Annotated in this window: 12 protein-coding genes; 5 read left to right on the forward strand and 7 right to left on the reverse strand. The window is 66.3% G+C overall.

The genetic code is table 11. The features are described from left to right. Positions 1-202 precede the first annotated feature (202 nt). The 3 genes from sdhC to OHS03_RS27735 are packed head-to-tail and all read left to right on the forward strand — an operon-like array spanning position 203 to position 3,744. Positions 203-1,042, forward strand: coding sequence for a succinate dehydrogenase subunit SdhC (gene sdhC / locus OHS03_RS27725; protein WP_200950551.1), 840 nt, complete (start codon positions 203-205; stop codon positions 1,040-1,042). 30 nt (positions 1,043-1,072) lie between these two features. Next, complete coding sequence (locus tag OHS03_RS27730) at positions 1,073-2,995, forward strand: fumarate reductase/succinate dehydrogenase flavoprotein subunit (protein WP_063005687.1); 1,923 nt, start codon at positions 1,073-1,075, stop codon at positions 2,993-2,995. 2 nt (positions 2,996-2,997) lie between these two features. Then, a complete protein-coding gene (locus OHS03_RS27735) occupies positions 2,998-3,744 on the forward strand; it encodes a succinate dehydrogenase/fumarate reductase iron-sulfur subunit (protein ID WP_328658112.1) in 747 nt (248 codons plus the stop codon). 45 nt (positions 3,745-3,789) lie between these two features. Here OHS03_RS27735 and OHS03_RS27740 read toward each other — a convergent pair whose 3' ends face one another. The 4 genes from OHS03_RS27740 to OHS03_RS27755 all read right to left on the reverse strand — a co-directional run bounded on the left by OHS03_RS27740 (position 3,790) and on the right by OHS03_RS27755 (position 5,374). Beyond that, complete coding sequence (locus OHS03_RS27740; RefSeq protein ID WP_240505140.1) at positions 3,790-3,927, reverse strand: hypothetical protein; 138 nt, start codon at positions 3,925-3,927, stop codon at positions 3,790-3,792. A gap of 138 nt (positions 3,928-4,065) precedes the next feature. After that, a complete protein-coding gene (locus OHS03_RS27745) occupies positions 4,066-4,275 on the reverse strand; it encodes a DUF397 domain-containing protein (RefSeq protein ID WP_328658114.1) in 210 nt (69 codons plus the stop codon). Further along, positions 4,272-4,472 (reverse strand): DUF397 domain-containing protein, encoded by a 201-nt coding sequence (locus tag OHS03_RS27750; RefSeq protein ID WP_056824017.1) that lies wholly within the window; start codon positions 4,470-4,472, stop codon positions 4,272-4,274. Before OHS03_RS27750 ends, OHS03_RS27745 begins: the two co-directional genes overlap by 4 nt. Further along, complete coding sequence (locus tag OHS03_RS27755) at positions 4,469-5,374, reverse strand: helix-turn-helix domain-containing protein (protein WP_056824020.1); 906 nt, start codon at positions 5,372-5,374, stop codon at positions 4,469-4,471. The genes OHS03_RS27750 and OHS03_RS27755 overlap by 4 nt, the downstream gene beginning before the upstream one ends. Positions 5,375-5,556: 182 nt before the next feature. Between OHS03_RS27755 and OHS03_RS27760 the strand changes: the two genes are divergently transcribed. Further along, positions 5,557-5,763, forward strand: coding sequence for a hypothetical protein (locus OHS03_RS27760; RefSeq protein ID WP_328658116.1), 207 nt, complete (start codon positions 5,557-5,559; stop codon positions 5,761-5,763). Positions 5,764-5,823: 60 nt separating this feature from the next. Here OHS03_RS27760 and OHS03_RS27765 read toward each other — a convergent pair whose 3' ends face one another. Together OHS03_RS27765 and OHS03_RS27770 are read right to left on the reverse strand one after the other, a co-directional pair. After that, positions 5,824-6,771, reverse strand: coding sequence for a DNA-3-methyladenine glycosylase family protein (locus OHS03_RS27765; protein WP_328658118.1), 948 nt, complete (start codon positions 6,769-6,771; stop codon positions 5,824-5,826). A 27-nt stretch (positions 6,772-6,798) separates the two neighbouring features. Continuing rightward, positions 6,799-9,591, reverse strand: coding sequence for an FAD-binding and (Fe-S)-binding domain-containing protein (locus tag OHS03_RS27770; protein ID WP_328664435.1), 2,793 nt, complete (start codon positions 9,589-9,591; stop codon positions 6,799-6,801). A 239-nt stretch (positions 9,592-9,830) separates the two neighbouring features. Between OHS03_RS27770 and OHS03_RS27775 the strand changes: the two genes are divergently transcribed. After that, positions 9,831-11,714 carry an ABC transporter ATP-binding protein gene (locus OHS03_RS27775; RefSeq protein WP_328658120.1) on the forward strand — a complete coding sequence of 628 codons (1,884 nt, stop codon included), beginning with the start codon at positions 9,831-9,833 and terminating at the stop codon, positions 11,712-11,714. Between the two features lie 80 nt (positions 11,715-11,794). On the opposite strand, the gene OHS03_RS27780 is transcribed toward OHS03_RS27775, so the two are convergent. Continuing rightward, positions 11,795-12,508 (reverse strand): GntR family transcriptional regulator, encoded by a 714-nt coding sequence (locus tag OHS03_RS27780; RefSeq protein WP_328658121.1) that lies wholly within the window; start codon positions 12,506-12,508, stop codon positions 11,795-11,797. Positions 12,509-12,610 lie beyond the last annotated feature (102 nt).

Here is a 12,610-nt window from a genome sequence, read left to right on the forward strand (position 1 = left end):
GGCACCACAGGTTTGTTGCGCAGGCATGACGGGTCGTCACGACCTTCACGCCTGTGATCGAGATCACCGCCATATGTGGTGACCGAGTGCGTGAGACCCACCGCGAGCGGCATGAACACAGGCGTATGGTGCTCCACATCACAATCCATCGCGGTGGGTAATGATCACTGCCGCAGACCCGAAGATCAGCGAGGCATCCACCGTGAGTGCCGCACCGACCGCTTCCCCCGCTTCCCACTCCGCGGGCACCGGCGTCTTCAGCAGAACGCGCGCCCGCATTTCCGCGCGCACCCTCCGCACCGACCGCTGGTGGCTACCGCCGCTGTTCACCGCGCTCGGGCTCGCCGCGTTCGTCACCTACGCGACGATCAGATCCTTTGTGCGGACGGCCTATTGGGTGCCCGAGTTCCACTATCTGACGCCGTTCTACTCCCCGTGCCTGAGCGACTCGTGCGTACCGGGATCGGCGCATTTCGGTACCCCGTTCCCCGAGCTGCCGATGTGGATCCCGCTGGGTTTCGTGGTGCTGCCGTTCCTGCTCGGCTTCCGGCTGACCTGCTACTACTATCGCAAGGCCTACTACCGCTCGGTGTGGTTCTCGCCGCCCGCCTGTGCGGTGGCCGAGCCGCACGCGCGCTACACCGGTGAGTCGCGGCTGCCGTTGATCATCCAGAACGCGCACCGCTATTTCTTCTACGTGGCGCTGGTGGTCTCGCTGATCAACACCTACGACGCGATCACCGCGTTCCACGGCAGCAGTGGCGGTTTCGGATTCGGCCTCGGCAATATCGTCCTGCTGGTCAACGTGATCCTGCTGTGGGCCTACACCCTGTCGTGCCATTCGTGCAGGCACATCGTGGGCGGGCGGCTCAAGAACTTCTCCGCCCATCCGGTGCGGTACTGGTACTGGACCCAGATCTCCAAGCTCAACACCCGCCACATGGCGCTGGCCTGGACCACCCTCGGCACCCTCGTGCTCGCCGACTTCTACGTGATGTTGGTTGCGAGCCAGACCATTTCGGACCTGCGGTTCGTCAACTGAGCCGCGACAACGCGAGGAGCTTGTATTTCAATGCCAGACGTGGAACGGCACGACTACGACGTCGTGGTGATCGGGGCGGGCGGCGCGGGTCTGCGAGCCGTGATCGAGGCACGCGAACAAGGTCTTTCGGTGGCGGTGGTGTGTAAGTCGTTGTTCGGCAAAGCGCATACCGTGATGGCCGAGGGTGGTTGCGCGGCGTCGATGGGCAACGCCAATGAGAAAGACAACTGGCAGACGCACTTCAAAGACACCATGCGCGGCGGCAAGTTCCTCAACAACTGGCGCATGGCCGAACTGCACGCGCAGGAGGCGCCCGACCGGGTGTGGGAGCTGGAAACCTATGGGGCGCTGTTCGATCGCACCGCCGACGGGCGGATCAGCCAGCGCAACTTCGGCGGCCACACCTACCCCCGCCTCGCCCATGTCGGCGACCGGACCGGCCTCGAACTGATCCGCACGATGCAGCAGAAGATCGTCTCGCTGCAGCAGGAGGACTTCGCGGCGACCGGCGACTACGAGGCCAGGATCAAGGTCTTCGCCGAATGCACGATCACCGAATTGCTCACCGACGGCGGGGCGATCGCCGGCGCGTTCGGCTACTGGCGTGAATCGGGCGGCTTCGTGCTGTTCAAGGCGCCCGCGGTCGTGCTGGCCACCGGCGGAATCGGCAAGTCCTACACGGTGACATCGAACTCATGGGAGTACACCGGCGACGGCCACGCGCTGGCACTGCGCTCGGGCGCGACGCTGATCAATATGGAGTTCCTCCAGTTCCATCCCACCGGCATGGTCTGGCCGCCGAGCGTGAAGGGCATCCTCGTCACCGAGGGTGTGCGCGGCGACGGCGGCGTACTGAAGAACTCCGACGGCAAGCGGTTCATGTTCGACTACATCCCGCCGGTCTTCAAGGGTCAGTACGCCGAAACCGAGGAAGAAGCCGATCAGTGGTTGCGCGACAACGATTCAGCGCGCCGCACTCCCGACCTACTCCCCCGCGACGAGGTCGCCAGGGCGATCAACGAGGAGGTGAAGGCGGGCCGCGGCACCGAACACGGCGGCGTCTACCTCGACATCGCCTCCCGGATGCCCGCCGACGAGATCGTGCGCAGGCTGCCGTCGATGCACCACCAGTTCAAGGAACTGGCCGACGTCGACATCACGGCCGAGCCGATGGAAGTCGGCCCCACCTGCCATTACGTGATGGGCGGGATCGAGGTGAACCCCGATTCCGGCGCGGCGCTCGTTCCCGGGTTGTTCGCCGCCGGTGAGTGTTCCGGTGGCATGCACGGCTCGAACCGGCTCGGCGGCAACTCGCTGTCGGACCTGCTGGTGTTCGGCCGCAGGGCAGGGCTCGGCGCGTCGGCCTACGTGCAGCAGCTCACCGACAAGCCGACCCCCGCCGAAGCCGACATCGAAGCGGCCGCGAACACCGCACTGGCGCCGTTCGACTCGCGCGCGGACGGCTCCGGCGAGAACCCGTACACCCTGCACTCCGAGCTCCAGCAGACGATGAACGACCTGGTCGGCATCATCCGCAAGGAACACGAGGTGCGCGCGGCGATCGACAAACTCGCCGAGTTGCGAGCCCGCTACGCCAACGTGGCGGTGCAGGGCAAGCGGCCGTTCAACCCCGGTTGGCATCTGGCCCTCGACCTCGCCAACATGCTGATCGTCAGCGAATGTGTCGCGCAGGCAGCGCTGTTGCGTACCGAGAGTCGTGGCGGCCACACCCGCGACGATCACCCCGGCATGAACCCGGACTGGCGCAACACGTTGCTGGTCTGCGCGGTCGATCCGTCGTCCGATGCCCAGATCCCCGACGTCACCGTCACCAGGGCCGATCAGACGCCGATGCGCGAAGACCTACTCGCCCTTTTCGAACTGAGCGAGCTCGAAAAGTACTACACCGAGCAAGAATTGGCTGAGCACCCGGCAGCCGAGGGAAAGGCGTAACCATGGGATACGACGCCCGGTTCCGGGTCTGGCGCGGCGACATCGAGGGCGGCAGCCTCGAGGACTACACGGTGGCGGTGAACGAGGGCGAGGTGGTGCTCGACATCATCCATCGCCTCCAGGCCACCCAGACTCCCGACCTCGCGGTGCGCTGGAATTGCAAAGCGGGCAAGTGCGGTTCGTGTTCGGCGGAGGTGAACGGGCGCCCGCGTCTGCTGTGTATGACGCGAATGTCGACGTTCACCCAGGACGAGGTCATCACCGTCACGCCGATGCGGGCCTTCCCGATCATCAAGGACCTGGTCACCGACGTCTCGTTCAACTACGAGAAGGCACGGGAGATCCCCTCGTTCACTCCGCCGCCCGGTCTCGCGGCGGGTGACTACCGGATGAAGCAGGTCGATGTGGAGCGCTCCCAGGAGTTCCGCAAGTGCATCGAGTGCTTCCTGTGCCAGGACACCTGCCATGTGGTGCGTGATCACGAGGAGAACAAGCCCGCCTTCGCGGGCCCGCGCTACCTGATGCGCATCGCGGAGTTGGAGATGCACCCGCTCGATACCCGCGATCGACGCGAAATGGCCCAGGAGGAAGCAGGTTTGGGCTATTGCAATATCACCAAGTGCTGCACCGACGTGTGCCCCGAGCACATCAAAATCACCGACAACGCGTTGATTCCACTGAAAGAACGGGTCGTGGATCGACAATTCGACCCTATTGTCTGGCTCGGCAATAAATTGTTCAGACGGTAGGTACTGTTGTCGCTGCGGGGTGCGAAGCCCCGCAGCGACGGCTGCCTACAAGACAGCGACAGTCCCTACAGCGACTAATCCGACCAGTAATCCGATGAACAACGCCGACAGCAAAGAGCTGGTGAGAACGTAGATTCCGATCGCCGATACCGCGAACAGCAGGATCACGATCAGGCGTTCCACCCCGTCCTCAGGCGCTAGCCTCCGGTACCGGGGTGGCATTTTCTTCAACCCTCGGTCCATATACCCGGGTTACCCGACCGAGCGTCGCATCAAACCTCGGCCTATGCCGAATATCTATCGTTCTGTGATCTAGCGTGATCAAGGACGATCGAACTCACCGTCGTGCACGCCCGCGGTGAAGGCGGTCCATTCACTCGGGGTGAAGATCAGCACCGGACCCTCGGGATTCTTGCTGTCGCGCAAGGCCACGTGCCCCTCTGCCAGCATGGCGACCTCCACGCTCCCGTCACCGGAGCCTGCCCGCAACCAGGTGGCGCCGGTGGTGTCGATGTCGCGCTTGGTGTTCACGCGAACGCGCCGGTGTCGATGCCACGGGTGAAGTCGTCCCAGCTCGCGCCGTCGAACACCAAGGCGGGACCCGCGGGATTCTTGCTGTCGCGCACCCCGACGTGCCCGCCGAACAGGAAAGCTACTTCGACGCAATCCTTGCCTGCACCACTCCGAGTGCTCTTGAACCAGTGTGCGTCAACAAGATCGAAACTCATGCCACATACTCCTTCGCGACCTGCCGTAGCAGGTCTCTACTCGGTGGGATATCCAGCGCATGGCGCTGGAGGCATTCGTGAGCCCGGTCGTACCTTCGAACATCCGCGCGTCGTTCCAGGTAGAGGTCGCCGGTAAAGCCTTCGGCGTACACCACCGGCGGTTCGACCGGTTGCCCCTTGCTGTCGGTACCGAACTCGAGAACCGTGAAAGGTCCGGTCGAGACTCCGAGTGGAACTCCGGCGGCAAACGGCAGGATGCGCAATGCGACATTACTTCGGGAACTCGCGTCGGCGAGGTGTCGCAACTGCGCAGCCATCACCTTCGCATCACCGACGATGGTACGCAATACCGATTCGTGCAGAACCACATCGATCTCGGCGGGTGAATGCTTGCGGGTGATCAACGCCTGACGTTGCATCCGCAGTGCGACCCGGCGATCGAGCTCGTCGACCGAATCCTTGGGAAAGCCGAGATGATTCAGTGCCCGTGCGTATTCCGCCGTCTGTAGCAGACCGGGAACCAGTTCGGATTGATAGGCGCGCAACCGGTGCGCCGATGCCTCCAGACCCACATAGATATCGAAATTCTCGGGAATCAGGTCCCCGTAGGCGTGCCACCAACTTTTGACGGCAGCCTGCTGCGCGAGGCCGGTGAGACCGCCGGCGAGATGGTCGGGAATGCCGTAGATCCGGCACAGTTCGTGGACATCGATGGTGCGGATGCGGTCGGCCTGCCCCTTTTCCAGCCGCTGCAGGGTGCTGGCGCCCCACTCCATCAGCCGGGCGGCCTCGGCGATGGTGAGCCCGGCCTGGGTGCGCCAGTCGCGCAGGTAGCGACCGAGTTGGCGACGCGGCAGGGTCGAGGAGACGCCTGCCTGCCCGTCTGTTCCGTTCGATGCCACAGCCCCACTCCTTCTGTGTCGCACGCCGCCATCCGCTCCGAGCCCCGCGGTGACGGTGGAATTCGTCCACTGTGGGGAATCCTGCACTCCCCCTTGGATCTTGTGCTGGGAATTCGTGCTAAATCTAGCCGATCGGGCGTGTACTCACCGTTAGCCGGGTATTTGCGTGCTGTGCTTGGTCCATGCAATTGAGCGAAGTGAACATGCGCGTCGCCACAGCACTGCTGAGTTGCTCCACCGATCCGGGTCCGATGGAGCCCGAACAAGCCCATGCCGCAATGCAATTGCACCTCGACTGCACCGTCGAAGAGTGTCGAGTGCGCAGGCGGGCGCGCAATACCCTCGTCGAAGCGGGCCGCTGCGTACTGGACGCGCGCGCTTCGCGCTAGTGGTGGCTCGCATCAGGGGTGGCCCGGCTCAGTGTCGGCCCCACTCAGCAGTGTCCCAACTCAGTGGTGACGATGGTCGGTGAGCGGGTCGCGCGGGCCGAACTTCGGTTTGTGCGCCTGCCCGCTCAGCCCGAGCAGTCGCACCGCGCGGTAGCGGTGCGGTTGTAGCGGTCGCAGGTATTCGACCATCGCGTCGTCGTCGATCGGGTGACCGAGCAGGCTCCAGCCGACGACGGCGGCGAGGTGGTAGTCACCGACCGAGAGGGCATCGGCATCGCCGAAGGCGCGTTGCGCGGTCTCGGCCACCGTCCATACCCCGATGCCGGGCAGGCTGCGCAAACGTCGCGCGGCCTCGACCGGGTCGAGGGTGGCGGTACGTTCGATCGAGTCGGCGACTCTGGCGGCGCGCACGATGGTCTGTGCGCGCTGCGGGCCGACATTGGCCCGGTGGTATTTCCATGACGGGATCAGCCGCCAGGTGCCGGCGTCCGGCGCGACCATCAGGCCGATCGGCGCCGGGCCGGGTGCCTTCGTCCCGAACTCGCGAACCAGGGTGCGCCAGGCCGCGAACGAGGACTTCGTGTGCACCTTCTGTTCGAGGACGGCCGGGATCAGCGACTCCATCACCAGGCCGGTCTTCAGCATGCGCAGGCCCGGAACCGTGCGATGGGCTTCGACCAGCTTGGGATGTTCCGGGGTGAAGTCGTCGAGGTCTTCCTCGAGGCAGAGCATGCGGTCGAGACCGGCCAGGAATTCCTCGGCGCCGGGGCCCCAGGCGCGGGCGGTGGCGCCGTCGCGGCCGTCCTGGGTCAGGCGGTAGGTGACCACGCCGGTGGGCAGTCGTGAGGCGTGCCAGTGGGAGCCGTCGGGGCCGACGTGGTGGCAGGGGTCGCCGCCGCCGCGGCGCAGCGGTGACACGGTGATGCCGACGTCGAAGGGTCTGCTCGACCGGACGGTCCTGGACAGCCCGGCCGACGCCAGGTCCTGGTCCAGGGTCTGATCACGCATCCGACCATTGTGCGCCTGTGATCGGGGTCAACCGATAGCCGGTCCGGTCGAGCAATCGAGCAGGTACCTGGCCAGATGCAGGCCGGGGGTGTGCGCGAGTTGATCGGCTTGGGTTCGGCACGAGAAGCCGTCGGCCAGGAACACGGCGTTCGGTGGCGCGTTTCTCAGCGCCGGGAGCAGCGCGTTCTCGGCGACCGCCACCGAGACGTCGTAGTGGCCGTTCTGCATGCCGAAGTTGCCCGCCAGGCCGCAGCACCCGGCCAGTTCCTGGACGGTGACGCCCATCGCGGCGAGGATTCGGCGTTCTGCGTCGAAGCCGCCGACGGCGTGCTGGTGACAGTGCGGTTGGACCACGACGGTGTCCTGCGGCCGCCGGGGTGGTTGCCAGGCGGGGTGCGCGAGGAGGAATTCGGCAAGGGTCCGGACGGCGGCGGCGACCTGTTTCGCTCGTGGATCGTCGGGGAGTAGTTCGGGGAGGTCGGCGCGCAGGGTCGCGGTGCAGGAGGGTTCGAGGCCGATGATCAGGCCGCCCGCCGCCGCGTGGTCGGCCAGTGCGTCGAGGGTGGCGCGAAATCGGGTGCGGGCGCCGTCGAGTTGGCCGGTGCTGATCCAGGTGAGGCCGCAGCAGACACGCGCTTGCGGGATGCGGACGCGGTAGCCGAGTTGTTCGATCAGTTGTCTGGCGGCGATCGCGTTCTCGGGGTCGAAACTGTCGGTGAAGGTGTCGATCCACAGCATGACTTCAGTAGCCGTCGACTCGTCGGCACCGGTTCGTTCGTTGTCGTCGGACCAGCGGCGACGCAACGACCTCGGGGCGAGTTGTGGCGCTTCTCGCCTGGGATCGATGCCGGCCAGCCGCATGCCCGCACGGCGGAGGCGGGGGCGGGCGACGACGGCGTTGGCGAGGCGCGGGAAGTGCTGGGCGATGGCGAGCCAGCGGGGGAGTCGGCCGAGGACATAGTGATCCAGAGGGCGTAGGCGTCCTCGGTAGCGGCGATACAGTGCCTCGGATTTGTAGGTGGCCATGTCGACGCCCGCGGGGCAGTCGGAGGCGCAGGCCTTACAGGACAGGCAGAGGTCGAGGGACTCTTCGACTGCCGGTGCGCGCCAGTCGAGTTCGCCGCGGACCACTTCCTGGAGCACTCTGGCTCGCGCCCGCGTGGTGTCCTTCTCGTCGGCGGTGGCCAGATACGAGGGGCACATGAAGCCGCCGGAACCCCCGGTGTCCGCGCGGCACTTGCCGATTCCTACACATCTGTGCACAGCTGTGGATAAATCGCCGGAGTCTGTGGACAGGGCGTAGCCGCGTGCTGGAACCGGCGTGAGCGCGACTACTCGCAGGTCGGCGTCGACGGGTTTCGGGGCGACGAGGACACCGGGGTTGAGGATGCCGTCGGGGTCGAACAGGGACTTGAAGCCCGCGAAGGCCGCACGGGCGGCCGGCGAGTACATGACTTCGAGCAGTTCGGATCTGGCGCGGCCGTCGCCGTGTTCGCCTGACAGCGATCCGCCGTGTCGCACTACGAGTTCGGCGGCGTCGAAGAGGAAGGTCCGGAATCGCCGTGGGGCGTCGGCGATCGGGAAGTCGAGGCGGACGTGGATGCAGCCGTCGCCGATATGTCCATATAGCAGCCCGCTCACGTCGTATTCGGCGGTGAGCGTGGCGAATTCGCGCAGATATGCCCCCAGATTCTCCGGCGGGACAGCGGCATCTTCCCAACCGGGCCACGCTGGATTCCCCTCGGGAGTTCTTCCGGCCAGACCTGCCCCGTCGGCACGGATACGCCAGAGTGCCGCTGTGGCAGCGGGATCGGTGACGATCCGGTGGTCATCGGCATTGCTCACCGTGCACAGTCGCTGGGCCGTAGCCAGTGCCTCCGCCGGGCTCGCTCCCGCGGTTTCGACGAACAGCCATCCGCGACCTCGCGGCAACTCGGGCACCGTCCCACGATGCGCGCGAACCACATCGACGAGTCCGGCATCGATACCCTCCACCGCGATCGGCGCGCATCCGGTCACCGCGGCGATATCGTCTGCGGCCGAGGCGATATCGGGATAGCCGAGCACGGTGAGCACGGTCGCGGCGGGCACCGACGTGAGCGCGACCTCCGCTTCCAGGAGTAGTCCACAGGTTCCTTCGGAGCCGACGAATGCCTTCGCCGCCGACGAACCACGTTCCGGCAGCAGATGTTCCAGACCGTAGCCGGATGCCTGACGATCGAACCGTCCCAGTTCGGTGCGCAGCACAGCCAGGTTCGCCGTGGTGAACTTCGCCAAGCCCGGCACCGCCGTCAAGTCGGCGCCTAGCGTTCTTCGCGCCCCCGCACCATCGAGAATGCGCAGCTCACGCACGGTATCGGAGGTGCGCCCCCAGGCCAGCGCGTGCGGTCCGCAGGCATTGTTGCCGATCATTCCGCCGAGCGTGCAGCGGTCCTGCGTCGACGGATCCGGCCCGAACCGCAACCCGTGCTGCCGCAGCCGCCGTTGCAGATCCGACAGCACCACCCCCGGCTGCACTCTCGCCGTTCGCGCCTCGACGTCGACCGCGCGCACCGCGTTCATGTGCCTGCTGAAATCCAGCACGATGCCGGGCCCGATGGCATTGCCCGCGACCGAGGTGCCCGCGCCGCGAGCGGTAATCGAGAGCCCGTTCTCGCGCGCGAAGTCCACCGTGGCGGCGACATCGTCCTCGGCACGTACGAACACCACCATGACCGGGCGGATGCGGTAGTTCGAGGCGTCGGACGAGTACTCGACGCGCCTGCGCACCGACGCGTCGACCGTGCAGTCGACCCGCGTGCGCAGGGCATCGGCCAGCATTTCCGCGCTCCGGTCGTCGTCCACCCGACCAGCCTATTCGGGTCGACGGACTGTGGTTCCGTGCTCGGCCGTCGTGGGCGCGACGGGCCGGTTCCAGATGGTCCAGGCGCGATTCGGTGGCCGGTTTCGCTCTGCGCGCAATCCGGTGCCGACGGAAAGTATTTGCTGTCAACCTTTGTTGAGGTTTTAGTGTCAGAGGGCAGGAGTTCAATGGGTGGGGAGCCTCGAGGAGAGTGGCAGTGAGTATCGAATCAGTGGCCTACAGCCAGATGTACCGACGCGTGAACGCGCCGGAGGAAAAGCGCCCGTTCAGCATGGTGACGGCGCGGCGGATCGTGCGGTTCGCTGAGCATCATCGGCGGCGGATCGGCGGGTTCTTGCTGCTCAGTGTGGTGGCCGCGGTGCTCGGGGTGGCTACCCCGGTGCTGGCGGGCCACGTTGTCAACGGGATCGTCGACGGTTCGGCGCCACGAACGGTGGTGCTGCTGGCGCTCGCTATCGCGGCGTTGGCAATCCTCGACGCTGGGCTCGGTATCGCTATCCGCTGGCTGTCGGCCCGGATCGGCGAGGGTCTGATCCTGGATCTGCGTACCGCGGTGTTCGATCACGTGCAGAAGATGCCGGTCGCGTTCTTCACCCGGACCCGTACCGGCGCGCTGGTGAGCCGACTGAACAGCGATGTGATCGGCGCGCAGCGGGCCTTCAGTGACACCCTCTCCGGCGTTGTCACCAACCTGGTCACCCTGGTGCTCACCCTCGCCGTCATGCTCAGCATCTCCTGGCAGATCACCCTGCTCGCGCTCGTGCTGCTGCCCGTCTTCGTCATCCCGGCCCGGCGCGCCGGCGACAAGCTCGCCGGCATGCAGCGTGAAGCCGCCCAGCTCAACGCCGCCATGAGCACCCAGATGACCGAGCGTTTCTCCGCACCCGGCGCCACCCTGGTGAAGCTGTTCGGCAGGCCGAACCAGGAATCGTCGGAGTTCGCGGAGCGCGCCACCCGGGTGCGCGACATCGGTGTGCGCACCGCCATGCTGCAGACCACCTTCGTCACCTCGCTCACGCTGGTCTCCGCGCTCGCGCTCGCCCTGGTCTACGGCCTCGGCGGCTGGTACGCGCTGACGGGCAGTCTCGACGCGGGCTCGGTCGTCGCGCTCTCGCTGCTGCTCACCCGCCTCTACACCCCGCTCACCGCGCTGGCCAGCGCCCGCCTGGAGATCATGTCGGCGCTGGTGAGTTTCGAGCGCGTCTTCGAGGTGCTCGATCTCAAGCCGCTGATCGAGGACGCCCCGCACGCCGCCCCGGTGCCCGACGGCCCGGTCGCGGTGGAACTGGACGCGGTGAACTTCGGTTACCCGTCGGCCGACAAGGTCTCGCTCGCTTCACTGGAAGACGTCGCGACCTTGGACGGCCGTGGCGGCGTCGAGGTGCTGCACGAGGTGTCGCTGCGCGCCGAACCCGGCCAGCTCATCGCCTTGGTCGGCTCCTCCGGTGCGGGCAAATCCACTATCGCCCAGCTGGTTTCACGTCTCTACGATGTCGACTCCGGCGCGGTCCGGCTCAACGGCTCCGACGTGCGCGACCTGACCACCGAATCCATCCAGCGCACCGTCGGCCTGGTCACCCAGGACGGCCACCTCTTCCACGACACCATCCGCGCGAACCTCCTGCTCGCCCGGCCGGAAGCCACCGAGGAACAGCTGTGGGACGCCCTCGATCGCGCCCGCCTGCGCGACCTGGTCGACTCACTGTCCGACGGTCTGGACACCGTGGTCGGCGAGCGTGGCTACCGCCTCTCCGGCGGCGAACGCCAACGCCTCACCATCGCCCGCCTGCTCCTCAAGCAACCACGGGTGGTGATCCTCGACGAGGCGACCGCCTCCCTCGACTCCACCTCCGAAGCAGCCGTTCAGGAAGCTCTCACCGAGGCCCTGATCGGCCGCACCGCACTGGTCATCGCGCACCGTCTCTCCACGATCCGCGCCGCCGACCAGATCCTGGTCCTCGAAGACGGCCGCATCGTCGAACGAGGCACCCACGCCACCCTGCTCAACGCCGACGGGCGCTACGCCGAGCTCTACCGAACCCAGTTCGCCGACGACCCGGTGGCCCCGGCCGTCGTCTGAGCGAAAGACCTGTTCAGCCCAGCTCCCAACGACCAGTCGACCGAGACAGAGGTCCGGGCGACTCGGTCGCGGGAGCTGGGCTAACCGTCGGCGTCCGGACTGTTTCCGAGGTCCGCGTGCCGTAGGGCGGTGACGATGGCCAAGGTGGGGGTACGGCCCGCCTCGGTATGGCTGAGCATGGCGTATTCGGCCAGGCGTTCGTCGCCCGAGGTGATCGCGTCGATGAGGTGTTGGTGTTCGTCACGCTGTTCCTCGGTGTTGCGTTCGGTGGTGAGGAAGAACAGCCAGGCCATGCGCGCGAGGATGGTGCGCATCAGCTGGGTGAGTAGGGAGTTGCCGGACAGTTCCACGATGGCGCCGTGCAGCTTCGCGTTCGCTTCGGCGATGCGCAGCGGATCACGAGACTCGGTGGCCACCTGCGCTTCCCCCAACGCGGCCTGCAACGGAAAGCTGTCGTGGCCCTGCCTGATGCGGGCGGCGGCCAAGCGGGCGGCGAGCGGTTCCAAGCCGATGCGGACGTCGAAGAGTTCTTCCACCGCGGTGGCATCCCAGGAACGCACGACCGCGCTGCGCCGCGGCAACGCGCTGACGATGCCGTCGAATTCGAGTAGTGCCAGGGCCTCCCGCACCGGAAGACGGGAAGTGCCGAGCATGGCGGCCAGGCGCGCCTCCGGCAGCTTCTCACCTTCTCGGTACTCCCCCGTGATGATCGCGCGACGCAGATCGTCGTAGATCCGGCGCGTCTGCGAAGTGTCGTCGACGGCTTCTACCGCCGGACGTAGGTTTCGGGCCACTCGGTCAGTCTACGAAGGTGTACAGGCGTCGGCGGTCGGCCGCCGCGCAGTGTAGCGACACTCATGCGAATTTCCATTCGGTAGACCAAATATATCTTTGAC

The sequence above is a fragment of the Nocardia salmonicida genome, from assembly GCF_036142455.1.
Classification (GTDB): Bacteria; Actinomycetota; Actinomycetes; order Mycobacteriales; family Mycobacteriaceae; genus Nocardia; species Nocardia salmonicida.